Here is a 24,886-nt window from a genome sequence, read left to right on the forward strand (position 1 = left end):
TCGTTTTCCCGCAGTCGGATTTGCTGGTCAGGCCGATTTCGGCTTGGCGAAAATATCGATGCCGCTGCCGGTTTCCAGGAAGGATTTCATGCTGGACAGCACCGCCGGCCATCCCTGGCTGACGCCCTTCGCCATGCCGCTGCCGGCTTCGAGTTCGTTATGGCTGACGGTCAGCCGCACCATCGTGTCGTATTCCTCGATGGCGAACGTCACCCGGCTGTATTTCGACGGATCGTCGGCCTGCGAAGCGTTTGCCCAGGTCATCACGAGACGGGTCGGCGGCGAGATCTCGACGACCTTGCCGACCAGTTCGACGGTGCGCTCGTCATTGGCGCGGATATGTTCCCATTTCGATCCCGCCTTCCAGTCCGAGACGTTCTCATGGCCCCAGTAACGCCGTGCGATGTCGGGCCTGGTTATGGCCTCGAACACTTTTTGCGGCGTCGAGCGGATGTAGGTCACGTAGACAAAGCTGGTCGTCTCTGCGGTCATTTGTCTTCTCCTTCGAGTTCCTGTTTCAGGTCGTGCAGCAGGCTGAGCCGCTGGCGTTCGAATTTGCGCACCCAGCGCTCGTAGACCTCGTGCAGCGGCACGGGATTGATGAAATGCAGCTTCTCGCGGCCGCGTTTGACCGTGCTCACCAGATTGGCCGCCTCCAGCAGGTCGATGTGCTGGGTGGCGGATTGCCTGGCCATATCGAGATGTTCGCAAAGCTGGCCCAGCGTCTGCCCGTTCTTCTCGCACAGAAGATCAAGCAGCCTTCTGCGTGTCGGGTCGCCCAGCGCCTTGAAAACCTTGTCCGCGTCCATCGGGTTCACTCTGATATAAAGCTATAATATGCAGGTAAACACCTGCATGTCAACTGGTGATCAGCGGCATCGCAACTACCCGTGGTAAGGGCTGTTCGAGCGTCGATTGCTGAATGCGTTGTGCGCCGGCCATGTCGCGGCCGTTGTCGAACGGCTGCGCCGGTCATCGCTCAAGTATAGCCGGTCGGGGCGCCGCCTGCTGGGCCAGGCTGCGGGATGTGAAGCTCAGGAACTCGTGCAAAGGCCGCGGCCGGCACTGATGCCGGCCGGGATAGCCTCAGACGCCCTCGACCAGCACGATCTCGCCGTCGGCGACCTTCTGGCGAATGGCGGCGGCGCGCTGGTATTCAGGTGAATGGTAGCAGTCATGCGCGGCGGCAAGCGTCTCGAACTCGATGACGACGTTGCGCGCGCGGCCGGCCCCTTCTGCCTTCTCATGCTCGCCGCCGCGCGCCAGGAATTTCGCGCCGAAGCGCTCGAAGGCCGGCTTGGCGGCGGCGACATAATCCTTGTAGCCTTCCGCGTCGCGCACATCGACGCGGGCGATCCAGTATCCCTTGGGCATCCCTCTTCTCCGAAGCCGTTCGTTGGAAATTATGCCGAGCGCATTTCGTCGAGGATGGCTTCAGCCGCCGCGCGTCTGTCCGCCGCGGCGACGATCGGGCGCCCGACGACCAGATGGCTGGAGCCGCTGCGGATGGCATCCGCCGGCGTCATCACGCGCTTCTGGTCGCCATGGTCGCTGCCGGCGGGGCGTATGCCTGGCGTTACCACCGCCATGTCGGGCCCGACGATGCGGCGCACCGCCTCTGTTTCCGCGGCCGAGCAGACGATGCCGCCCATGCCGGCATGCAGCGCCTGTTCCGCGCGCCTCAGCACCAGCGTGTGCGGGTCGTATTCGTAGCCCGCGTCGATCACGTCCTGTTCGTCCATCGAGGTCAGCACGGTGACGGCAAGCAGGCAAAGCTCGCTGCCTCTCGCCGCCTCGACCGCCGCCCGCATGGTCTTCGGGTAGGCATGCAGCGTCAGCATGGTCATGCCCATCTTGACGATGTTCTCGACCCCCTTGGCCACAGTGTTGTCGATGTCGAGCAGCTTCATGTCGAGAAAGATCTTCTTGCCCGCGCTGGCGAGCTCCCTGGCGAAATCGAGCCCGCCGGCGAAGGCGAGCTGATAGCCGATCTTGTAGAAGGAGACGACGCCGTCGAGTTCGCGGACCGCCTTCTCGGCCTCTTTCAAGCTCGGCACGTCGAGGCCGACGATCAGCCTTTCGCGCATTGTGTCGGTCTGCATGGCGTTGGCGATCACGGCTCGACCCGGGTCGACAGCATGCGTGAGGTTTCGATCAGCGTGCGGCATAGGTGCTCCATGGTTCGGTGCAGTCGTTCGTCCTTGAAACGCCCGTCCTCGTCGAAGGCGTTGCCGCCTTCCGGCACCGAGCATTCCGGCGTCACCACCTCCATCTGGCAACGCACCAGCACGGCGCGCAGATGGTTGATGCAGCGTATCCCGGCGAAGTGTCCGCTGGAAGACGAACTGAGGCCGGCGACCTTGCCGGCAAACGGCCTCACCGCACGGCCGCCATCCTTGCGCACCCGGCTCACCCAGTCGATCGTGTTCTTGAGCAGCGGCGGAATGGAGCCGTTATATTCGGGCGTGGCGATCAGCAGCCCGTCATGGGCAATGATCATCCGGGCAAGTTTCAGGGCGTTTTCGGGGACGCCTTTTTCCTTCTCCAGATCCTCATCCATGATCGGCAAGGGATAGTCGCCAAGCGAGATGCGAGTGACCTCGGCGCCTTGCACCGCAAGTTCCTTCTGCGCCACGTCGGCGGTCCTGCCACTGAAGGCCCCGGCCCGGACCGAGCCGGCAAAGACGAGGATTTTTGGGATCACTGCCATTGGCCAACCTTGTTCCCGGACAGGTACAGCCAGAGCCCGCTCAAATCAATGCAGATCAGGCAAAGCGTCATCCTCGGGCTTGCCCCGAGGATCTGCCAACGCATCCAAGTCAGACATTTTCGTCCCAATGCCCACCGCATCTGATACCGCTATGCGGCAGATCCTCGGGACAAGCCGCAGGATGACGACTTTCGAAGACATTCGCGGTCGGCTTCGCAATCCCTAATGCGCCTCGCGCCGGTAGATCCACAGCTGCGTCGGCGGGATGTTGCGGATGATGAAGTCGAAATGCTTGACAGTATAGTCGCCGCGGCCGGGCGGGATCGGCGACATCGGGCCGTAGGTCAGCTGCACGATCGGCCGGCCGGCCGGAATGCGGTCAAGCAGGCTTTCGATATAGGCGATGCGCTGGGCGACCGGGAAGTTGAGCAGCGGCACGCCCGAGACCACCGAATCGAACATCATCCCGCTCTTGGCGCCAAGCGTGGCGTTGAGATTGAAGGCGTCGCCCTCAATGACGTTGACGCCGGGGTAGAGCCGGCGCAGATGGCGCACGAAGTCGGTGGAATATTCGACCGCGTAAAGGTTTTCAGGCCTCACGCCCTGGGCCAGGATGGCGCGGGTGATGACGCCGGTGCCGGGCCCGACCTCGAGCACCGGCAGACCGGACTTCGGGTCGACGATCGAAGCCATCTTGCGGGCGGTGATGGAGCTGGTCGGCACGATCGAGCCGACCGTCTTCGGCTTGTCGATCCAGCCCTTGAAGAACTTCAGCTCGTCATCGAACTTTTCGGCAAGCGCCTTCCGCAGTCCCGGACCACGTGTCATGCAAGCTCTCCTCAGCGCTCCCCTGAGAGCTACTTAACACCTAAGCCGCCCAAGGCAAGGCAGGGTCATGCCTATGTCGTGGATAAGATAGTTTTCGTCGCGTCTAAAAATGCGCGCCTACTGCGGTTTTCACGGCGCGTGTCGGCCGCCCGGCAGGTGAGGCGCAGCGCCGACACCGGCAAGGCAAGCCACACGCGCACAGGCCGTCGATCAACGCTCGCCGAACGACTCGAAAAAGTCCTTCATGCGGGCGAAAAAGCCGCTCGACTGGGGGGAATTGTCCTGTGAGGAGAGCTGTTCGAATTCCTCCAGCAGCTCGCGTTGGCGGCGCGACAGGTTCTGCGGCGTCTCGACCGCCGTCTGGATGTAGAGGTCGCCGACATTGGGCTGGCGCAGCACCGGCATGCCCTTGCCCTTGAGGCGGAACTGGCGGCCGTTCTGGGTGCCCTCCGGCACCTTCACCTTGGTCTGCGTTCCGTCCAGCGTCGTCACCTCGAACGAGCCGCCAAGGGCGGCAGTCGTCATCGAGATCGGCACCTTGCAGTAGAGGTCGGCGCCGTCGCGCTGGAAGAATTCGTGCGGCTTGACCGCGAGGAAGATGTAGAGGTCGCCCGACGGCCCGCCGCGCAAGCCGGCTTCGCCCTCATTGGCAAGCCGGATGCGGGTGCCGTCCTCGATGCCGGCTGGGATGTTGACCGACAGCGACCGCTCCTCGGTGACGCGGCCCTGGCCGGCGCATTTCGGGCACGGATCCTTGATCGTCTGGCCGCGGCCCTGGCATTGCGGGCAGGTGCGCTCGATGGAGAAGAAGCCTTGCGTGGCGCGCACCTTGCCGTGGCCGTTGCACATCGAGCACGTGACCGGCTGGGTTCCGGGCTTGGCGCCGGTTCCCGAACATTCCGAACAGGAGATCGAGGCCGGCACGCGGATCTGCGCGGTCTTGCCGGCAAAGGCCTCTTCCAGTGAGATTTCCATGTTGTAGCGCAGGTCGGCGCCGCGCTCGCGGCCGCCGGAAGAGCGGCGCTGGCGGCCACCCATCATGTCGCCGAAAATGTCCTCGAAAATGTCGGCGAAGCCGCCGGCGCCGAAGCCGTGTGCGCCGCCGTTCATGCCGCCCTGCTCGAAGGCCGCGTGACCGAAACGGTCATAGGCCGCGCGCTTCTGCGGATCCTTCAGCGTCTCGTAGGCTTCGTTGATTTCCTTGAACTTGTGCTCGCAGGCATGGTCGCCCGGATTGCGGTCGGGGTGGAACTGCATGGCGAGCTTGCGGAAAGCGCTCTTCAGTTCCTTGTCGTCGGCACCCTTGTGCACGCCCAGCGTTTCGTAGAAATCAGCTTTCATTTTTTCCCGCTGTCCGGATGCTCAACGTCTTCATGCAGTGTTGCGTCGTTTGCCGGCACGTTGCCACGATTTAGGATCGGCGCAGCCCGGATGCTAGGGCCGGCGCGGAGCTGTTCGTGCTTTTCGACGATTTTTTCCGCACTTTTTCTGCCAGGGTTGCAAAAAAGCCCGGCTTTGCGCCGGGCTTTCCGCTTTATCTTGCCGTCAGCCGGTTCAGGCCGACTTCTTCTTGTCGTCGTCCTCGTCGATTTCCTCGAAATCGGCATCGACCACATCCGAGTCCTTGGCGGCGTCCGCTTTGGCGTCGGCTTCCGCCGCTTCCTTCTGCGAGGCCTCGTACATGGCCTGGCCGAGCTTCATCGAAGCCTCCGCGAGCGCTTGGCTCTTGGCTTCGATTTCCGCTGCGTCGTCACCCTCGGTAGCGGTCTTCAGCGCCGCGATCGCGTCCGATATCGCCGTGCGGTCGGCTTCCGAGACCTTGTCGCCATATTCCTTCAGCGACTTCTCCGAGGAATGCACCAGCGCCTCGGCCTGGTTGCGGGCCTCGACCAGCGCGCGCCGCTTCTTGTCGGCGTCGGCATTGGCTTCGGCATCCTTCACCATCTTCTCGATGTCGGCGTCCGAAAGGCCACCCGAGGCCTGGATGCGGATTTGGTGCTCCTTGCCGGTGCCCTTGTCCTTGGCCGAAACGTTGACGATGCCGTTGGCGTCGATGTCGAAGGTGACCTCGATCTGCGGCACGCCGCGCGGGGCCGGCGGAATGCCGACCAGGTCGAACTGGCCGAGCGCCTTGTTGTCGGCGGCCATTTCGCGCTCGCCCTGGAAGACCCGGATGGTCACGGCCGACTGCGAATCCTCAGCCGTCGAGAACACCTGGCTCTTCTTCGTCGGGATCGTCGTGTTGCGCTCGATAAGCCGGGTGAACACGCCGCCCAGCGTCTCGATGCCGAGCGACAGCGGGGTCACGTCGAGCAGCAGCACGTCCTTGACATCGCCCTGCAGCACGCCGGCCTGGATGGCGGCGCCGAGTGCGACGACCTCATCGGGGTTGACGCCCTTGTGCGGCTCCTTGCCGAAGAACTGCTTCACGATCTCCTGGATCTTGGGCATGCGGGTCATGCCGCCGACCAGCACCACTTCGTCGATCTCGCCAGCCTTCAGGCCGGCATCCTTGAGCGCCGCCTTGCACGGATCGATGGTGCGCTGGACGAGGTCTTCGACCAGGCTTTCGAACTTGGCGCGCGTCAGCTTCAGCGTCAGGTGCTTGGGCCCGGTGGCGTCGGCGGTGATGAACGGCAGGTTGATCTCGGTCTGCGTCGTCGACGACAGCTCGATCTTGGCCTTCTCGGCAGCCTCCTTGAGGCGCTGCAAGGCAAGCTTGTCGTTCTTCAGGTCGATGCCCTGTTCCTTCTTGAACTCGGCCGCCAGATACTCGACGAGGCGCATGTCGAAATCCTCGCCGCCGAGGAAGGTGTCGCCATTGGTCGACTTCACCTCGAACACGCCGTCACCGATCTCGAGCACCGAAATGTCGAACGTGCCGCCGCCAAGGTCATAGACGGCGATGGTCTTGCCGTCCTTCTTGTCGAGGCCGTAGGCGAGGGCAGCCGCGGTCGGCTCGTTGATGATGCGCAGCACTTCGAGGCCGGCGATCTTGCCGGCGTCCTTGGTCGCCTGGCGCTGGGCGTCATTGAAATAGGCGGGAACGGTGATGACCGCCTTCTCGACCTTCTCGCCGAGATAGGCTTCCGCCGTTTCCTTCATCTTCTGCAGGATCATGGCCGAGATCTGGCTGGGCGACTGCTTCTTGCCGCCGGCCTCGACCCAAGCATCGCCATTGTCGCCCTTGACGATCTTGTAGGGGACAAGCTTCTTGTCCTTTTCCGTCACCGGATCGTCATAGCGGCGGCCGATCAGGCGCTTGACCGCGAAGATGGTGTTTTCAGGATTGGTGACCGCCTGGCGCTTGGCCGGCTGGCCGACGAGACGTTCGCCGTCGCCCGAGATGGCGACGATGGAAGGCGTCGTGCGCGCGCCTTCCGCATTCTCGATCACCTTCGGCTCCTTGCCGTCCATGATGGCGATGCAGGAGTTGGTGGTGCCGAGATCGATACCGATTACTTTTGCCATTTTTCTAGTCTCTCCGCTAAGCAGGCTCTCAGGACCCGTAAGGCGTTCCGACGAAAGCCCCTGTTCACAAGAAATCCCGTTCGGCAACCGCTGTTGCGGCGCTGGACGGCTTGGCGCGTATATAAGAACAGGCAGCATCGGGCGCAAGCATTCTGCGCAAGGCTTCCACCATCCTCGCCAGCGGATGGCGAAACGGCGCAATTACGCCTGCGCCTGAGGCATTTGCGCCGTTCCGCCTCGCTGCGGTCTGGAAAGAATAATCAGACCCCACGGTGAACCTTTCCGCCTCCGCGTGCGACTGACGCTCAGGCGCCGCATGATGCGGCCACGGGAAAGGGAGCCACCATGACCAGCACCCCAGGGACGCCATGGCCTCCCCGACCAACAGGAGCTCGGCGCGACCATCGTCTTCGCGACAGGGTCAATGCGCTTGGCTTTCCGCTGGTTCCGTTGACCCTGCACAGGAGCAGGCGTATCGTAATTATGAGGAAAGCAGACAATTCGATCGGGGACGAACGTGCTGGAACGCCGCGCCTTGCGCTGGTTTGCGCGGCAGGATCGGTTGGTTCTCCGTTAGACTTCGGGGGGAGTTCCATGTCTCGCGATCACCGCCGGTTCGCGCCCTCTCGTGCCGGCCGTTTGGGCGGCGTGGCGAAGGCCGCCAGCGCCTTTCTTGTCCTGGCGCTGATCGCCGGCCTGTGGCTTGGCGGCCCCGCGCGGGCGCAGGAAACCCGGATCATCTATCCCGGCTCGATGGCGGTCACCGGATTTTCCGGCACCGTCATTCCCGATTTCGACTCTTCAGATTCCGAAAAGGGGGGCCTGCCGCCCGGCGTCGATCCGATTGACGAGACCTTCATCGACACGGCGCGCGCCACCTTGCGCGTTTTCGACGTTTCAAGCCTGGGCGGGCCGGCCTCCGGCCAGCTCGTCTACACGCCGCCGCCTTTCGAGGTGACATCAGGCCAGATCGGCCAGGTGTTCGGCCTCACCTATGATGACGGCATGCGCGGTGGCGTCCCGTCAGGCATTCCCAATCTCTATGCCGGCGCCACCTCGCTGCACGGCATCCGCATCGTCACGCCTGACGCCGACGATGACGGCCGTCCGGAGCGGCAGCGCCGCGGCATGGCAGGCGCTGCCTTCATGGAGGGCCAGTTCGGCACCGAGAACGGCGGCGGGCCGGGCACCATCTGGAAGGTCGACGGCATCACCGGCCAGGTCGCCAAATTCGCCGACATCGACACCAACAGCGGGCCCGGCATCGGAAATCTCACCTTCGACCCCATCCACCACCAGGTCTTCGCCTCCGACCTCGATACCGGTCTGATCCATCGCATCGACCCCAATGGCGCGCTGGTCGACACGTTCGACCATGGCGTCGCCGGGCGCCCGGCGCATGGCCTGGCTCCGGTCGCCGACGATGGCGCCGTCATGGACATACAGGGCGCGGCCTTCGACACGGAAGACCCCGAGACCTGGGGCTACACCCAGGACGAGCGCCGTGTCTGGGCCGTCGCCTATCATGGCGGCCGGCTCTATTATTCCGTCGGCGAGAAGGCCGAGATCTGGTCGGTGGGCATTGCCCGCGACGGCCGCTTCGCCGGCGATCCCCGTTGGGAGCTGACGGTCAAGGCCGACAAGGACTACGCCGTCACCGACATCGCCTTCGACGATAGCGGCTTCATGTACCTGGCCCAGCGCGGCCCGGTCGAGAACCGCTACGACTACAGCCAGCTCGCCGATTCCGGCAAGGGCGAGGTCATCCGCTACTTCAGCGAAAACCCGGACGATCCGGCAACGGAATCGGTCTGGGTGGAAGCGCCGCAGGAATATGCCGTCGGCTTCCCGCAAGGTTTCAGGCAGTCGGCCGGCGGGCTGGACCTGCAATATGGCTACGACGCCGAGGGCAATCTCGACACGTCGGCCTGCACCCGGACGCTGGTCAACACCGGCGATAAATTGCGCGACAATCCGGCTCTTGCCGAGCGGCTCGCCGCTGGCGGGCCGCTCGCCGTGCACGGAGTGCAGATCACGCCCAGGGAACTGGTCAAGCCGGCCAATGTGCCGCCTTTCGGCTCCTGGTTCGTCGACTTCGACGGCTATTTCGAGGACCCGGAAGTGGAAGGCCATGTCGGCGACGTCGCCGTCTGGCATCCCTGCGAGGGCCGCGCCGGCTATTATGAGGAAATCCCGGGCGGCTATCTGCCACCCTTCTATCCGCCGGACTTCCCGCCGCCCGGCAACCTGCCCTCCTGTCTCGATGTCGACGATGTCAGGTATTTCTGCACACCGCGCGGGCTCGAGGCGGACCTCTACCTTCATGACCATGCTGGCTTCGGCGGCGATTCGATCAAAGCCCAATCCAGGACGCCAGGCGTCGGGGTGACCTCGCCCATGTCACATGCGCCGGGCAAGCCCTACACGATCGGCATCACCGGCCACTATCCGGGCGACACGGTCGATGTCGGGCTCTGCTTCTACAGGAAGTCCGACAAGGACAAGGGCGGCTACTACCCTTGCTGCAAGATGACCTTGCCGCTCAGAACGCCAGCCGTCAGCTGCGACCGTTGAGGAGGGGACGATGAACAATCTCGCACTCTCCCCGCTGGGCGTCGCCGACAAATCAACCGTCATGAACACGAGGCGCCTGTCTTTTGCCAGGCGCGCTGCGCGCTGGCTGGTGGCGGCCGGTATCGCGGTCGCCATGCTGCCGGCGCTGCCGGCACTTGCCGAAGGCACGGCTCCGGCCAAGACCGTCCAGGCCGCCAGCCCGGATAAGGAATTCAAGCTCGACAATCCGCGCATCATCAATCCGGAGCCCGGACGAGCCGTGCCGTTCTTCACCAAGACCGGTGGTCAGCGAAGCTGCGACTATGTCTTCTACACGTTGAGCTTCGGCCTGCGCGGCGCCCCGCAAGGCTTCGCCAGCCCGAGCCTGGCGGCTTCGCTGCGCAGGGTCCGGCTCGACTTCAAGGACCAGCTCCCGCCTGGCTTGCAGATCGTCAACATGCAGGTCTCCGGTGACGGCACCGATGCGTCCGGCGGACCTCTGCCTGGCGCCGTCATCAGCAATTCGGCCGGCCCCAACGACACGGCAACGGTTTCGGATTTCCGGATTTCCGCTTCCGACCTCGACGGCTCGGGCGCACCGGACGAACGCGTCATCACTTTCCGTATCACCGCCAGGATCGACCACGCGGCGTTCCCCGCGCCGGCGACGGTCGACAATCAGGGCCTGGTCAAAGTCACCGTCGGCACCGGCACGGGAACCATCATCCCGTCGCAGGATCCGGGCAAGCCGGACGACGGCAATTTTCTCACCGGCGAAAAAACCTCGATCCGGATCGACCTGACCAAGTGCAATCCGCCACCACCGCCGCCTCCGGGCAAGGAATGCTTCAAGGTGGAGCGCGGCACGGTCGACTGCGTGCCCGGCGGCGGCGCGTTCATCTACCATATGCCTGTCGGCCCCGAGATGGGCGGCAGGTGGGTGCAGCTTTCGACCGCCACGCCAGGCATCACCATCGTCCCCGACACACAGAAGGTGCCGGCCGGCGGCGGTGTGCTGAACTGGAAGATCGTCGGCGCCTCGCCCGGCGACGTCATCCACCTCGTCGTCACCGGCATCGAGACCTATGCCGGGCCGAAAGAGGGTTGGGGGCTCTGCTGCACGCAGACCATCGACATCGTCATCCCGCGCGACCAGAGATGTCCGCCCAAGGACAGGGAACCGGACCTGAAGGTCGAGAAACGCGCCGATGTCACGCGCTGCACCATGGGCGGCGGCTGCGACTTCTGCATCCGGGTCACCAATGTCGGCGACGCGCCCTACAACGGCAAGATCGTGCTCGACGAGGTGACGCTGCCGGCGGGCTCGACGCTCGATTCGGGACCCAATCCGCCCTGGACCTGTGTGCCCGGCGCCACCCCGATGATGTGCACCCATCCGGTGACCACGCTCAATCCGGGGGCTTTCATCGACCTGGAGTTCGGCTTCAAGCCGGCTGGCGGCTGGCAAGGCAGCAGCTTGCGCAACTGTGCCACCTATAACTATGCCGCCAGCGGCAAGCCGCTGTTCGGCAGCCAGGCCAACGACCGTGGCTGCGCCTCGATCCCGATCTGCCGGCGTGGCGATCGCGATCGCGACTGCCGGCCGCCGGTCGAGAAGAAGGCCGACCTGATCCTGAAAAAGCGTGCCCGCGCGGAAGCCTGCACCGCCGATGGCGTGTGCAGCTTCGTCATCGACATCATCAACAACGGCACCTCGACCTATAACGGGCCGCTGACCGTGGTCGACACCTATCCCGGGGGCGCGCCGGCCTCCTCGACCTTTGGCCCGAGCCCACCCTGGACATGCGGTCCGAACGGGCCCGGCCAGTTCCGTTGCGACAATGCCGGCATCTCGCTGCCGCCGGGCGCTTTGACGGCGATCGTCGTCAAGGCGGTGGTGCCGGCCGGCTACCGGTCGGACACGGTCGAGAATTGCGCCGAGGTGAAACCGATCCCCGGCGAAACCGACCTCACCAATAACCGGGCCTGCGCCAAGCAACGCATTCCTCGTCCCAATGGCGGCCAGCCTCTCCTGCGTATCACCAAGACATGCGGCGGTTCGCTGGCGGGTGCCGCTTTCGTCTCCTGCCGCATCACCGTCAGCAATGCCGGCACGGCTGCCCCCACCGGTCCGGTGCGGGTCAACGATGCCGCCGCTTTGGTGTCGGGCGGCGCGCCCGTCCAGATCCAGACCGTCACATCAGACGGCGCGGAATGGGCGTGCGGACCGGTTCCGGCCGACACGCTGGCGTGCCAGATTCCAGGCGCCGTCATGACACCCGGAACCAGCAGGCACTTCGACGTGACGGTTTCGGCCAACGGCGAGTTCGAGAATTGCGCGCGGGGCTCCTACGGCCCGGCGCAGGGCGAGGACGTCGTCCATCCGGTCGGCCGGGCCTGCGCCAAGGGCGGCGGGGTCTCGTCCATCCGCGTCGAGAAGACCGGCGACCGCGAGTGCCGGCCCGGAGAACCCTGCTCGTTCGAGATCACCATCACCAACGACGGCCCGGCGGAATTTTCCGGCCCTGTCCGCATCGGCGATGCGATCGGCGTCGAAGGCCTCGGCCGGCTGGAAGGCGTCGCGATCACCTCGATCGAGCCGGCCTTCGGCTGCTCGCCGGAACCGGCGGCCTTGCCTGCGTCCTGCATCGCAGACCTGACGCTTGGCGCTGGCGAAAGCCGCGTCCACCACGTCACCGTGGTCATCCCCGACGACGGCCGCCTGGCCAATCTGCAAGGCAGCGTCAACGGCCAGAACTGCGTCGGCGTGCTCTCTCCCGACACGCGGGTGCAGGGCGGCGGAGATGTGCTTTCCCGCGACCAGGCCAATACCCAGGGCAATCGCGACAAGGCCTATGCCTGCCATCCCTTCGCCATCAGGCATGAGACGAAGAAGGAATGCTCGGCAGGCTTCGTCATGAACGACGCCGGCCGGTGCGTCTGCCCGCAAGGCACCACCTATCGCAACGGCCAGTGCTCGTCCGGCGGCGTCATCATCCCGCCGAAGGAGCCAAAGCGTTGCGTGCTGCTCAAGGGCCAGGTCCGCACAGAGGACGGACGCTGCGTCTGTCCGCGCGGGACCGAGTTGGAGAATGGCGCCTGCGTCACGATATCCAGGCCGGGCTGCGCGATACCGGGCTCGGTGCCGACATCGAACGGCCATGGCTGCACCTGTCCCAGGGGCACGCATCTCGACCGGGATGCCAACGCCTGCGTACGCGAGAGGCCGAAGCCTGAGCAGTGCACCATCCGTGGCCAGGTCCACGGCGCGGAAGGCGAATGCGTCTGCCCACGAGGGACCGAACTGCGCAAGGGAGCCTGCCGGGCTCTCCAGCCGGAGCCTGAGCAATGCACCATCCGCGGCCAGGTCCACGACGCCAATGGCGACTGCGTCTGCCCGAGGGGGACCGAGCTGCGCAATGGAGTGTGCCGGCGCAAGCAGCCCGATGTGGAGCAGTGCGACATTCGCGGCCAGATCCACAACAAGCGCGGCGAGTGCGTCTGTCCGCGTGGAACCCAGGTGATCGACGGCGCATGCCGCCGGTCCAGGCAAGAGAGCGAATGCGCGCCGGGCTCGCAAATGGTCAACGGCCAGTGCCAGCCGATCTTCAGGCGGCGTTGCCCGGAAGGCATGATCGGCCGTTATCCAAACTGCAGGCCGGTGCGCGGGCAGCCCTCGCTGGAACTCAACCCGGGACTGCTGCTGCAGCAGGTTCTGCCACGGCGCAGGCCGCAGTCCGAACAGCGGCAGGATACGGCTCCAAACAGAATCCTGAATCTCCAGCAGCAGTAACCATCGCCTGAAGGCACATCGGAAACCCCGCCGGAGCAATCCGGCGGGGTTCTTCGTGGCCGGGCAGGCTGAAGCTGCAACACGAAGAGGACGCCGCACTACCCCAGCTGTGGAACCGCCAAGCTCGCACCCTCGACAAGTCAGCGGCTGCGCTTTAGGCAGTGATCAGATGAAAAAGGCGCTCGGAAAGGCCCCGTCATCATGACGAAAAAAACCTTGATCGCACCTTCGGTGCTGGCTTCGGACTTTTCGAAGCTGGGCGACGAGGTCGAAGCCGTCACGGCAGCCGGCGCCGACTGGATCCATCTCGATGTGATGGACGGCCATTTCGTCCCCAACATCACCTTCGGCCCGCCGGTGATCAAGGCGATCCGCGATCGCACCAAGGCTTTCTTCGACTGCCATTTGATGATTGCGCCGGCCGATCCCTATCTGGCCGCCTTCGCCGAGGCCGGTTGCGACGGCATGACGGTGCATGCCGAGGCCGGGCCGCATCTCGACCGCTCGTTGCAGACGATCAGGAATCTCGGCAAGAAGGCCGGCGTTTCGCTCAATCCGGCAACGCCGGAAAGTGCGATCGAATACGTGCTCGACAGGCTCGACCTGATCCTGATCATGACCGTCAACCCGGGTTTCGGGGGCCAGGCCTTCATTCCGGCAATCGTTGACAAGGTGAGGCGGGTCAAGGCGCTGATCGGCGGCCGGCCGATCCGCATCGAGATCGACGGCGGCGTGTCGCCCGAAACCGCGCCGCTGGTGACCGCCGCCGGCGCCGATGTGCTGGTGGCCGGCGCCGCCATCTTCAAGGGCGGCAGCGTGGAAGCGTACCGGGCAAATATCGAGGCGATCAGGACGGCGGCCGACAAGGCAGCCGGCTAAAAGCACCGCACAAGGAACCGATGGAGGCCAGGATCTCCCCACGTGGTCAACCCCGGGGGCCTGCACTGCGCGCTTCGCTGCGGCTGGCCCCGCGACAAAAGCCATGGGCAGGATAAAAGGCCTGATTCGGTCCCACTGTTCGGTGTCTTTTGCGCGCGACAGAAAAGAGGTTCGCGCGGAGGCACGGAAGAACAGGTGATCCTGCATATAAACACGTTAAATTTCCGCCGGTTGTAGCCGAACACGATTTCGTTCGACCAGATATAGGATCGTGCATATTTCTTTGTTCTAAAGTACAATGACGCGATCTCCCGCTTGAGCGCGTCGAGGCGCGCGCGGTAGGGTACGTGTACGGAAAGGGAACTGTTTCTCGGACTCGAATTGCCCAGGACCAGATTTGGGGACAAGGAGCCGATTTTGACATACGCAGCTGCCAATCTGAATGACGACGGCACAGGCTCGAAGAGTACGCTCGCCAGCACTGTCTATCATCAACTCCGTGCCGATCTTCTGCGGGGCGCCTTTGAAACCGAGAGCAAGCTGCGGGTTGAGTGGGTTGTTTCCAAATATGGCGCCGGCGCTTCCCCGGTTCGTGAGGCTCTCAATCGCCTGGCCTCGGAAGGGCTTCTCGGTCGGCATGACCAGCGAGGCTTCTTCATCATGCCGGTCAGCGCGGCAGAGCTCGAGGAATTGACGCGTACCCGTTGCTGGCTCGAGGAACGGGCGCTTCGCGAATCCATCGCCCACCGCACCGCCGAATGGGAAGAACAGCTGGTTCTGGCGTTGCATCGGTTGGGGCGCACCTCACGTCTCATGCCAACGGATCTGTCGTCGCTCAATCCGGACTGGGAGAGACTGCACCGCACTTTCCACCGTGCGCTGATCTCGGCCTGCCGGTCGCGATGGCTGGTGGGGTTTTGCGACCAGCTTTCCGATCACGCCTACCGCTACCGCCGAATGGCCAGTAACGGCGAAGGCATCCAGCGCGACGATTTTGCAGAGCACCGCCTGATCGCGGAAAATGCGCTGGACGGTAATGCCGACGCCGCGGTCGAAGCCCTGCTCAATCACTATCGCCTGACGGCAGCGATGTGCATGGAGCGCTTCAAGCAGGTCGAAGCATCAGAGCCGGCCAGCGCCAGGGCCGAGCGCACGCCACGTTAGCGCCGCATCGCGCCCCAAGCCTTTGCCGCCCCAGCCTTTTACCGCCAAAGCCTTCCGCTTTCGCCCGGCGACATGATCATGGCCGCCGCGTGGAGCCGCCCTTGCGGGCTTGACGGGTCGGCAAGAACCACCAACAGTCTGGCGCCGTGCAAGCGGCCGAACCGGAAGACAGGCCCGGCTCCGTCCGGATGCATGCCTTTCGCCGCCAGACGCAGGAAGACCTCATGAGCAATCATCTGTTCGACATTTTCCGGTCCCGGATGCCGAAGCCCGGACGCCTGTTGATGCGGACGGATGACGGCCGCGTGCTGACCTATGGCGACATGCTGGCGCGCTCGGCGCAACTGGCGCACGCGCTTTTGCAACTTGGCGTCGAGCCCGGCGACCGGGTCGCGGTGCAGGTCGAGAAGAGCCCGGAAGCTATGCTGCTGTACCTCGCCTGCCTGCGTGCCGGCGCCGTCTTCCTGCCGCTCAACACCGCCTATACGCTGGCCGAACTCGCCTATTTCTTCGGCGACGCCGAGCCCCGGCTGGTCGTCTGCGATCCGGCACGTGCAGCCGGCATCGAAGCCCTGGCGCAAAAATGCGGAGCCCTTGCCGTCACCCTCGACGGCAAGGGGCAAGGATCGCTGGCGGACCAGGCGTCGCGGCAATCGCCCGACTTCCACGACGTCGCGCGCGGTCCCGACGATCTTGCGGCGATCCTCTACACGTCGGGAACGACCGGCCGCTCGAAAGGGGCCATGCTCAGCCACGAGAACCTCGCCTCGAATGCGCGCGTGCTGGTCGACTATTGGCGCTTCACATCGGACGATGTGCTGATCCACGCACTGCCCATCTTCCACACCCATGGGCTGTTCGTCGCCACCAACGTCATCCTGATGGCCGGCGCCTCGATGCTGTTCGAGCAGAAATTCGACGCAGGGCGCGTCGTCGCGCTCTTGCCGGACGCCACGGCGCTGATGGGCGTGCCGACCTTCTATGTCCGGCTCTTGCAGCAGGACGGGCTGACCCGCGAGGCGGCAAGAAACATCCGCCTGTTCGTTTCCGGCTCGGCGCCGCTGCTGGCCGAGACGCACAGGGCCTGGCGCGAGCGCACAGGCCACGCCATTCTCGAGCGCTACGGCATGACCGAGACCAACATGAACACCTCGAACCCCTATGATGGCGAGCGCCGCGCCGGCACCGTCGGCTTTCCCTTGCCCGGCGTGTCGTTGCGCATCGCCGACCCCGACACTGGCAGCCCGCTTGCCCAAAGCGAGGTCGGCATGATCGAGGTCAAGGGCCCGAACGTCTTCTCCGGCTACTGGCGCATGCCGGAAAAGACCAAAGCGGAATTCCGCGCCGACGGCTTCTTCATCACGGGCGATCTCGGCATGATCGACCCCGACGGTTATGTCCACATCGTCGGCCGCGGCAAGGACCTGATCATCTCGGGCGGCTACAACATCTATCCCAAGGAGCTCGAGAGCGAGATCGACGCGCTTGACGGCGTCCTGGAAAGTGCCGTCATCGGCGTTGCCCATCCCGATTTCGGCGAAGGCGTAACGGCCGTCGTGGTTCGCTCGCCGGCTTCGACCGTCACCGCTGCCGAGATACTCAATGCCATTGCCGCGCGCGTGGCGAAATACAAGCATCCCAAGCGCGTGGTCTTCGTCGACGAATTGCCGCGCAACACCATGGGCAAGGTGCAGAAGAATCTGCTGCGCGATACCTACAAGGACCTTTTTTCCATAAGCAGTCCCGCCAGCTAAGTCGATCCAGGCAAGGATACCTCATCCCGCTTGTTTGGACGGGAGGCATCGCGACAGTTTCGTGCGGTCGCCTGGGCACTATCGGGGGAACAAGAGACCGACGACATGCTCGGCCAGCGCCAGGCTTGCCGTCAGGCCCGGGCTCTCTATGCCGAACAGGTTGACGATCCGGCCCGCGCGGTGGTCGGCCGGCCCCTGCACCATGAAGTCGGCCGCCGGCTGGTTCGGGCCCGACAGTTTCGGCCTGATCCCGGCATAGGCCGGCAGCAGGGCGCCGTCCCTCAGATCCGGCCAATAGCGCCGGATCTCGTCATAGAAGACCGTGCTGCGGCCGGGATCCACCGTATAGTCCGCCTGGCCGATCCATTCGACGTCGGGGCCGAAGCGCGCGCTGCCGCCGAGGTCGAGGGTCAGGTGCACGCCCAGGCCGCCATTGACCGGCACTGGATAGATCAGCCGCGAGAATGGCGAGCGGTCCGAAAGCGAAAAGTAGTTGCCGCGCGCCAGCCAGAGCGGCGGCACGAGCTCTTGCGGGAACCCTTCGATGCGGCCGGCCAGCGCCTGCGCGTCGAGCCCTGCGGCGTTGACGAAAGCGCCGGCTTTCAACGCGAACGTCTCGCCGTCGCCATCGCGCGTGGTGATACGAATCCCGTCGGCCTCGACCGTCGCCGCTGCGACGGCGGTCAGGAAGGCGAACGACGCACCGGCCGCCTCCGCGTCGCCGCGCAGCGACAGCATCAGCCCCCGGCTGTCGACGATGCCCGTCGACGGCGACAGCAGCGCCCCGGCGCAGCTCAGCGCCGGTTCGAGGCTTTCTGCTTGCGCGGCGGTCAGCAAATCGAGGTCGTCGACGCCGCATTGTTCCGCATTGGCCCGGATTGCATTGAGCCGAGGCAGTTGGCCTGGTCCGACGGCGACGATCAGCTTGCCGGTGCGTCGATGGCCGATGCCGCGCTCGCGGCAATAGGTATAGAGCCGTTCGCGTCCTTCGACGCAGAAACGCGCCTTCAGGCTTCCGGGCGCGTAATAGAGCCCGGCATGAACGACTTCCGAATTGCGCGAACTGGTGACGGTGCCGATCGAAGCGGCCTTTTCGACCACCAGCACTTCGCGGCCCGACAGGGCGAGCGCCCTGGCGATGGCGAGCCCGACGACGCCGGCTCCGGCGACGACGCAATCGACGTCAGGCATTGCCGGCTTTCACCGTTGCCCGCCGGCGCTGGTCGAAAAAACCTTGTCGCCGCCGATCCAGACCCTTTTGATGTCGAGATCGTCTGAAAGCGCAACGATGTCGGCGGCGGTGCCCTTGGCGAAGCGGCCGAGCCGGTGCGACTGGCCGATCGCCTGCGCCGGATAGAGAGAGGCCATGCGCAAGGCCTCGGAAAGCTCCACGCCCACGCTGCGATGGGTGAAACGCACAGCCGAGATCATGTCGAGATCCGCGCCGGCCAGCGTTCCATCGGCAAGCCGCAGGCTGCCGTCCTTGCGGTAGATGGTGCGGCCGTTGAGCGTGAAGGAGGTCATGTCGGTGCCGATCGTCGCCATGGCGTCGGTGACCAGCACGATCCTGCCCGGCCCCTCTTTGGCCCGCAGCGCTATTGCGATGGTGGCGGGATCGACATGGATGCCGTCGGCGATCAGTCCCGCGGACAGGCCGCCGATGTCGATGGCGGCGCCGGCCAGTCCCGGCTCCCGGTTGCCGATCTGGCTCATGGCGTTGAACAGATGCGTGACCACGCTGGCGCCGGCCTCGCTGAATGCTTTGGCCGTGGCGTAGCCGCTGTCGGAATGGCCGAGGCTGACGATGATGCCGGCCTTGGCCAAGGCCGTCACGCGGGTCGCCTCGACGGATTCGGGCGCGATCGTGGTGAGCAGCACCGGGAGCTTGGCTCTCGCCGCGATCAGCATCGCCTCGTCCTTGTCCGTCATCGGCCGGATCAGCGCCGGGTCATGCGCGCCCTTGCGGGCGATCGACAGATGCGGACCTTCCAGATGCAGCCCGAGGAACCCCGGCACTTTCCGCAGTGCCGACGCCTCGCCAGCGGCAATCGCCGCGGCGGTGATATCAGCCGTATCGGTGATGAGCGTCGGCAGCAGCGCCGTGGTGCCGAACGGCGCATGCGCCCGGCAGATGGTCTCGATCGAGGCGACATCGGGGTGATCGTTGAGCATGACGCCGCCGCCGCCATTGACCTGGATGTCGACGAAGCCCGGCGTCAGCATGCCGCCGCCGGTGTCGACGCGGCGCATATCCGCGGCAAGCGCGCCGGTGGGCAGGATGGCCTCGACCAGACCGTCGCGCACGACGAGGGCATGACCGTCATGCCAGTCGTCGCCGTCGAAAATACGGGCGCCAGTCAGGGCGAAACGGTCGCTCATACGGTCTCCGTCACCTTGCGAAGGTTGCGCGGCGTGTCCGGATCGAGGCCGCGGTGGCGCGCAAGGGCCTCGACGAACACGTAGAAGGACACGATCAGCGTCAGCGGATCGGTCAGTGGATGGCCGGTGGCGACATGCGGCAGGCGTATGGCCTTGTTCGCCAGCATCGAGGTGACGAAGACCGGCGCCCCCTTGGCCGCCAGGCTGTCGGCGGCTTCGGCTACGGACGGTTCGGACGCGTCGCGCGCGGCCAGCGCCAGCACCGGAAAATCGGGGCCGATCAGCGCCAGCGGGCCATGCATGACTTCGGCAGCACTGTAGGCCTCGGCATGCATGCCGCAGGTTTCCTTGAATTTCAGCGCCGCTTCGTTGGCCATCGCCGCGGATGGGCCGCGGCCGAGGATGAACAGCGACTTCTGCTTTTCGATCGTTTCGACGAGCACGCTCATCCAGTCACAGGCGATCGCCTTGCCGAAATGCTCGGGCAAGCGGGCAAGCGCCTTGAGAAGCGCTTCGTCGCCGGTGGAATGCGCCATCAGAGCAAGGCCGGCGACAGCGGAATTGACGAAGGTCTTGGTCGCCGCGACGCTGCGCTCGGGCCCGGCCAGGATGTCGATCGCATGGTCCGAGGCGCGCGCCAGCGGTGAATCGGCGGTGTTGGTGACGGCGATGGTCAGCGCGCCACCTGCCCGTGCGGTTTCGGCCATGGCGACGATGTCGGGGCTCTTGCCCGACTGCGAGATGGCCAGGCACGCGGAGCCGCCGAGCCTGAGCTTGCGGCCATAGATCGAAGCGATGGAAGGGCCGACCGAAGCCACCGCAAGACCGGCGGTGAGTTCGACCGCGTACTTCATAAAAGTAGCGGCATGGTCGGACGAGCCGCGCGCCACAGTGACGACGAAATGCGGGTCGCGCTCGCGAATGCCGCGGCCGGCTTCGGAAAGTACGGCACCGGAACCGTCGAGCAGGCGGGCGACGGCTTGCGGGATCTCCTCGATCTCGCGCCGCATATGGGTCGGCTCCGTCGATTTGTTCGGCTCGGTCGTCATGGTCGGCCCTCTTCGCTCGGCCCTGTCAGCCGCAGTTCGGCGACGAAATCATAAGCGTCGCCCCTGTAGATGGAGCGGGTGAACTCGATCACCTTGCCGCTCGCCAGATAGGAAATACGCTCGATGTGCAGGCCGGCAATGCCCGGCGGCACTTCGAGCAGGCGCGCGTCGCCGTCGCCGAGATTGGCGGCCGAGATGCGCTGCACCGCGCGCACCGGCCTGTTGCCGGTCAATTCCAGGGCTGCGTAGAGCGAGGAGCCAATTCCAGCGGGGTCCGGCAGCACGCTGGCCGACAGCGAGGCGCGCTCGATCGCCAGCGGCGTGTCGTTGGCTATGCGCAGGCGCGCCACGCGCGCCACCAATTCGTTCGACGACAGGCCAAGCACCATCATCTCGTCGGGCGAGGGCGCGTAAAGGCCGCGGTCGAGCCAGGCCGAGCGCACAACCATGCCGCGCCGCGCCATGTCCTCGGTGAAGGAGGTCAGCCGCGACAGCGACTGCTCGACCCGCTCCATGCGCGGCGCCACGAAGGTGCCGGAGCCGTGGCGCTGGACCAGGATGCCGCCCTTGACGAGGTCCTGCACCGCCTTACGCACGGTGACACGCGAAATATCGGCCTTGATGGCGATGTCGCGCTCGGAAGGCAGCGCGTCGCCGGGCCCGATCAGACCGCGATTGACGGCATCCTCAATGCTTTTGCGCAGTTGCAGGTAGAGCGGCGCACCGCTTTGCGAGGACTGTTTCAGCGCGGCGAAGATCTGGTCGGCGGCGTCGCTCATCGAGCCGCTCCCCTCGGCGCGAACAGGCGGACCGCCATCTGCACGGCGCCGCCGAGCGCATCGTCGAGCGGCTCCCGAAGCAGCGCCCGGTAGCGTGCAGACAGGCGCGGCGCGTAGAGCGGCGCCAGCCCGCCGAGCAGGCAGAGCGGCGCGTCTGCCGCGAGATCGAGAGCGCCGAGCGAGGCCTCGACATCGGCGACCGCCTTGTCGAGGATCCAGTTGGCGACCGCGTCGCCCTTTTCGGCATGTTCGAACACTTTGGGGGCGAAGCCGCCGAAATCGCCGGGCTTGGCATTGGTGGTGAACTCGACCACATCCTCCGGATTGTCGCGGAACACGGCCATCATGCTATCGGTCAGCGGCGTGCGCGCTCGCACGCCATCATGGGCAAGCAGGGTCTGTTCGAGCAGGTCGCGGCCGATGCGGGCGCCGCTGCCCTGGTCGCCGACCTGGAAGCCCCAGCCGCCGATGGCACGCGACTTGCCGTTCTTGCGCGCCATGTAGGCGGTGCCGGTGCCGAGGATCGCCATGGCGCCGTCGCCGGAACCGACTGCGCCTTCCAGCGCGATTTCGGCATCGGTTTCGACGCGGCTGGTGCTGAACGGCAGGATCGCCTCGAGCTGCTGCCGGTAGGTGCCGACATTGGCGCCGGCGAGGCCGAGAATGGCCGGTGTTTGCGGGATCAGGTCCGAATCCTGGCCAGCCGCGACAAAGGCTTGCCGCGCCGCCTCGACGATGTTCGACCGGGCGCCGGTCAGGTCGGTGCGGATGTTGGCGGCGCCGCTTTTGGCGCGGCCGAGCACCGTGCCGTCCGCCATTGCCAGGGCCGCCCTGCAGCTGGTGCCGCCGCCATCGATGCCAAGCACGAATTTCACGTGATTTCTCCTCCAGGCCGATAATACCAATAAAATACCAATAGCCAAGGGTTAATTTCCGCTGCAAAAAGGTTAGAGCGTATTTCACTGAAAACTTGGCCATTTACCTGCGCCAGCGATTTCGGTACCGCGAATTCGTTAATGCGTGTGGACAAGTGGTATTTTTTTGGTATTGTTTTTCGAATTGGAGGAATTGGGATGGCGGAAACGCGCACCGAAGCGCTGCACAGGAATGCCGAGGGGCTGGATATCCAGGCTCCCGAAGCCATCCTTGCTTCGCTGGCCGATGCGCAGGTCGAGGCGGCGAAGACCGTGCACAACGCCATTCCCTCCATTGCCAAAGCGGCCGAGATTATCGCCGGCAGCCTGAAGGGCGGCGGCAAGCTCGCCTATGCCGCGGCCGGCAGCTCCGGCCTGATGGCGCTTGCCGATGCGCTGGAGCTGCCCGGCACCTTCGGCATCCGTCGCGACCGCATCGCCATCCTGATCGCCGGCGGCGATGGGGCCTTCAGAGCCCTGGCCGGCGGCCCCGAAGACGATACCGAGGAGGCCGCGACAGCGGTCGCCAACGCCGGCATCGGCAAGGGCGACTGCCTGATCGCAATCTCGGCCAGTGGCACCACGCCCTATGCGCTACGGGCGATCGAGGAAGCCGCCCGTCGCGGTGCGGCCACCATCGGCATCGCCAACAACCGGGACTCGGCTCTGCTGCGTCTGTCCGGAACCGCCATCCTGCTCGAAACGCCGCCGGAAGTGATCGCCGGCTCGACGCGCATGGGCGCCGGCACGGCCCAGAAGATCGCCCTCAACATGCTGTCGACGCTCGCCGCTATCCATCTCGGCCATGTCCATGACGGCTACATGGTCAATCTCATGGCCGACAACAGCAAGCTGCGCGACCGCGCGGCGCGGATCGTCGCGGCCATCAGCGGCGGCAGCCGCGACGACGCGGCCCGTTTGCTCGAAAAGAGCGGCGGTGCGGTCAAGACCGCCATTCTGCTTGCCGCCGGCGCCGACAGCGCCGACACGGCGCAGAAGATACTGGAAGAGGCCGGCCAGAAGCTGCGGCCGGCCCTTTCCGCGCTGGGGCATGATCCCGAAAAGTGGAGACCGCTTCTCGGAAAAGATCATGCTCGAACAAAGAAATAGAGCCTGTTTCATCCCGGTGTCCATCGGGGTGAAGCAGGCTTGCGAGGGGAGCAAGGGGCGCAACGCCTCTGTTCTCATCAAAACCGAACCTGAAAAAGGTCAACAGGGAGACTGAGCATGACAACGAAACTACTGATGGCACTGCTTCTGGGCACCAGCATTCTCGGCTCCGCCGGGATGGCTTACGCCGAGGACGTAACGCTCAACATCGAAAGCTGGCGCGGCGACGACCTTGCCATCTGGAAGGACAAGCTGATCCCCGCTTTCGAAGCCAAGAACCCCGGCATCAAGGTGGTGTTCGCGCCCTCGGCGCCGACCGAATATGACGCGGCTCTCGGCGCCAAGCTCGCCGCCGGTTCGGCGGGCGACCTGATCACCTGCCGCCCGTTCGACAAGTCGCTCGAGCTGTTCAAGAAGGGCAATCTCGCGGACCTCTCCTCGCTGCCGGGCATGGACAACTTCTCGCCGGTGGCCAAGTCCGCCTGGCAGACCGACGACGGCAAGGCGACCTTCTGCGTGCCGATGGCGTCGGTCATCCATGGCTTCATCTACAACAAGGACGCCTTCGACAAGCTCGGCATCAAGGTGCCGGAGACCCGTGACGAGTTCTTCGCCGCGCTCGACAAGATCAAGGCCGACGGCACTTACATCCCGATGGCGATGGGCACCAAGGATCTCTGGGAAGCCGCGACCATGGGCTACCAGAACATCGGCCCCAACTACTGGAAGGGCGAGGAAGGCCGCGCGGCCCTCATCAAGGGCGAGCAGAAGCTGACCGACAAGGACTGGGTCGCGCCCTATGAGGAACTGGCCAAGTGGAAGCCCTATCTCGGCGACGGCTTCGAGGCGCAGACCTATCCGGACAGCCAGAACCTGTTCACGCTCGGCCGCGCCGCCATCTACCCGGCCGGCTCGTGGGAAATCGGCCTGTTCAACACTCAGGCCCAGTTCAAGATGGGTGCCTTCCCGCCGCCGGTCGAGAAGGCCGGCGACACCTGCTACATCTCCGACCATACCGACATCGGCATGGGTCTGAATGCGGGCTCCAAGCATGCGGATGCGGCCAAGACCTTCCTGTCCTGGGTCGCCTCGCCGGATTTCGCCACCATCTACGCCAACGCGCTGCCGGGCTTCTTCAGCCTGAACTCCTCGCCGGTGAAGATGGAGGACCCGCTGGCGCAGGAATTCGTCTCCTGGCGCGGCAAGTGCAAGTCGACGATTCGCTCGACCTACCAGATCCTGTCGCGCGGCACGCCGAACCTCGAGAACGAGACCTGGGTCGAATCGGCCAATGTCATCAACGGCACCGATACGCCGGAAGCCGCTGCCAAGAAGCTGCAGGACGGCCTCGACAGTTGGTACAAGCCCGCCAAGTAAGGCTCGGGCAATGAGCTGGGCCGTTCCAAGTGGACGGCCCAGCGTTTTTCGATAGCATCGACTGCGAAGGACGGCGCCGCCCCTTATCCGCCTGCCGGCACCTTCTCCCCGTACAGTGACGGTGAG

Annotated in this window: 20 protein-coding genes; 7 read left to right on the plus strand and 13 right to left on the minus strand. The window is 65.0% G+C overall.

Annotation, left to right across the window (positions count from 1 at the left end):
* Nucleotides 1-27: 27 nt before the first annotated feature.
* The 8 genes from FJ426_RS03680 to dnaK form a co-directional block, all read right to left on the minus strand.
* Nucleotides 28-492 carry an SRPBCC family protein gene (locus tag FJ426_RS03680; protein ID WP_140514194.1) on the minus strand — a complete coding sequence of 155 codons (465 nt, stop codon included), beginning with the start codon at nucleotides 490-492 and terminating at the stop codon, nucleotides 28-30.
* The gene (locus FJ426_RS03685) at nucleotides 489-809 is read right to left on the minus strand and encodes a helix-turn-helix domain-containing protein (protein ID WP_140491640.1); all 321 of its coding nucleotides are present in this window, start codon (nucleotides 807-809) and stop codon (nucleotides 489-491) included. Before FJ426_RS03685 ends, FJ426_RS03680 begins: the two co-directional genes overlap by 4 nt.
* Nucleotides 810-1,086: 277 nt before the next feature.
* Nucleotides 1,087-1,374, minus strand: coding sequence for a DUF1330 domain-containing protein (locus FJ426_RS03690; RefSeq protein WP_140491638.1), 288 nt, complete (start codon nucleotides 1,372-1,374; stop codon nucleotides 1,087-1,089).
* A 29-nt stretch (nucleotides 1,375-1,403) separates the two neighbouring features.
* A complete protein-coding gene (gene pyrF / locus FJ426_RS03695) occupies nucleotides 1,404-2,117 on the minus strand; it encodes an orotidine-5'-phosphate decarboxylase (RefSeq protein WP_181165186.1) in 714 nt (237 codons plus the stop codon).
* Nucleotides 2,114-2,710 (minus strand): NADPH-dependent FMN reductase, encoded by a 597-nt coding sequence (locus FJ426_RS03700; RefSeq protein WP_140491631.1) that lies wholly within the window; start codon nucleotides 2,708-2,710, stop codon nucleotides 2,114-2,116. Before FJ426_RS03700 ends, pyrF begins: the two co-directional genes overlap by 4 nt.
* 222 nt (nucleotides 2,711-2,932) lie before the next feature.
* On the minus strand, nucleotides 2,933-3,538 hold the full coding sequence (gene pmtA / locus FJ426_RS03705; RefSeq protein ID WP_140514197.1) for a phospholipid N-methyltransferase PmtA: 606 nt from the start codon (nucleotides 3,536-3,538) through the stop codon (nucleotides 2,933-2,935).
* Between the two features lie 210 nt (nucleotides 3,539-3,748).
* On the minus strand, nucleotides 3,749-4,879 hold the full coding sequence (gene dnaJ, locus FJ426_RS03710; protein WP_140491627.1) for a molecular chaperone DnaJ: 1,131 nt from the start codon (nucleotides 4,877-4,879) through the stop codon (nucleotides 3,749-3,751).
* A gap of 213 nt (nucleotides 4,880-5,092) precedes the next feature.
* The gene (dnaK, locus tag FJ426_RS03715; protein ID WP_140514198.1) at nucleotides 5,093-7,009 is read right to left on the minus strand and encodes a molecular chaperone DnaK; all 1,917 of its coding nucleotides are present in this window, start codon (nucleotides 7,007-7,009) and stop codon (nucleotides 5,093-5,095) included.
* Nucleotides 7,010-7,354: 345 nt separating this feature from the next.
* Here dnaK and FJ426_RS03720 point away from each other — a divergent pair, with 345 nt between their 5' ends.
* From FJ426_RS03720 to FJ426_RS03740, 5 genes are all read left to right on the plus strand, one after another.
* A complete protein-coding gene (locus FJ426_RS03720) occupies nucleotides 7,355-9,583 on the plus strand; it encodes a hypothetical protein (RefSeq protein ID WP_140824734.1) in 2,229 nt (742 codons plus the stop codon).
* 10 nt (nucleotides 9,584-9,593) lie between these two features.
* Complete coding sequence (locus FJ426_RS03725; protein ID WP_140824735.1) at nucleotides 9,594-13,355, plus strand: hypothetical protein; 3,762 nt, start codon at nucleotides 9,594-9,596, stop codon at nucleotides 13,353-13,355.
* 201 nt (nucleotides 13,356-13,556) lie between these two features.
* Nucleotides 13,557-14,234 (plus strand): ribulose-phosphate 3-epimerase, encoded by a 678-nt coding sequence (gene rpe, locus FJ426_RS03730; protein WP_140491619.1) that lies wholly within the window; start codon nucleotides 13,557-13,559, stop codon nucleotides 14,232-14,234.
* Between the two features lie 417 nt (nucleotides 14,235-14,651).
* Complete coding sequence (locus tag FJ426_RS03735; RefSeq protein WP_140514205.1) at nucleotides 14,652-15,398, plus strand: GntR family transcriptional regulator; 747 nt, start codon at nucleotides 14,652-14,654, stop codon at nucleotides 15,396-15,398.
* 224 nt (nucleotides 15,399-15,622) lie between these two features.
* Nucleotides 15,623-17,152 carry a malonyl-CoA synthase gene (locus FJ426_RS03740; RefSeq protein WP_140824737.1) on the plus strand — a complete coding sequence of 510 codons (1,530 nt, stop codon included), beginning with the start codon at nucleotides 15,623-15,625 and terminating at the stop codon, nucleotides 17,150-17,152.
* Nucleotides 17,153-17,230: 78 nt separating this feature from the next.
* Here FJ426_RS03740 and FJ426_RS03745 read toward each other — a convergent pair whose 3' ends face one another.
* Genes FJ426_RS03745 through FJ426_RS03765 form a run of 5 tightly spaced genes read right to left on the minus strand, consistent with a single transcriptional unit; the run spans nucleotide 17,231 to nucleotide 22,234 of the window.
* Nucleotides 17,231-18,343, minus strand: a complete 1,113-nt coding sequence (locus FJ426_RS03745) for an NAD(P)/FAD-dependent oxidoreductase (RefSeq protein WP_140559107.1) — start codon at nucleotides 18,341-18,343, stop codon at nucleotides 17,231-17,233.
* A gap of 9 nt (nucleotides 18,344-18,352) precedes the next feature.
* A complete protein-coding gene (gene nagA / locus FJ426_RS03750) occupies nucleotides 18,353-19,531 on the minus strand; it encodes an N-acetylglucosamine-6-phosphate deacetylase (protein WP_140559106.1) in 1,179 nt (392 codons plus the stop codon).
* On the minus strand, nucleotides 19,528-20,580 hold the full coding sequence (locus FJ426_RS03755; RefSeq protein WP_140559105.1) for an SIS domain-containing protein: 1,053 nt from the start codon (nucleotides 20,578-20,580) through the stop codon (nucleotides 19,528-19,530). Before FJ426_RS03755 ends, nagA begins: the two co-directional genes overlap by 4 nt.
* Entirely contained in the window at nucleotides 20,577-21,359 is a 783-nt protein-coding gene (locus FJ426_RS03760; RefSeq protein WP_140491609.1) for a GntR family transcriptional regulator, read from the minus strand. The genes FJ426_RS03755 and FJ426_RS03760 overlap by 4 nt, the downstream gene beginning before the upstream one ends.
* Nucleotides 21,356-22,234: an N-acetylglucosamine kinase gene (locus FJ426_RS03765; protein WP_140559104.1), complete on the minus strand. Its 879-nt coding sequence runs from the start codon at nucleotides 22,232-22,234 to the stop codon at nucleotides 21,356-21,358. Before FJ426_RS03765 ends, FJ426_RS03760 begins: the two co-directional genes overlap by 4 nt.
* A gap of 198 nt (nucleotides 22,235-22,432) precedes the next feature.
* Between FJ426_RS03765 and FJ426_RS03770 the strand changes: the two genes are divergently transcribed.
* Nucleotides 22,433-23,383: an N-acetylmuramic acid 6-phosphate etherase gene (locus FJ426_RS03770; RefSeq protein WP_140559103.1), complete on the plus strand. Its 951-nt coding sequence runs from the start codon at nucleotides 22,433-22,435 to the stop codon at nucleotides 23,381-23,383.
* Nucleotides 23,384-23,500: 117 nt separating this feature from the next.
* Nucleotides 23,501-24,760, plus strand: coding sequence for an ABC transporter substrate-binding protein (locus FJ426_RS03775; RefSeq protein ID WP_140559102.1), 1,260 nt, complete (start codon nucleotides 23,501-23,503; stop codon nucleotides 24,758-24,760).
* Nucleotides 24,761-24,886: the final 126 nt, after the last annotated feature.

Source organism: Mesorhizobium sp. B2-6-4 (assembly GCF_006441495.1).
Lineage (GTDB): Bacteria > Pseudomonadota > Alphaproteobacteria > Rhizobiales > Rhizobiaceae > Mesorhizobium.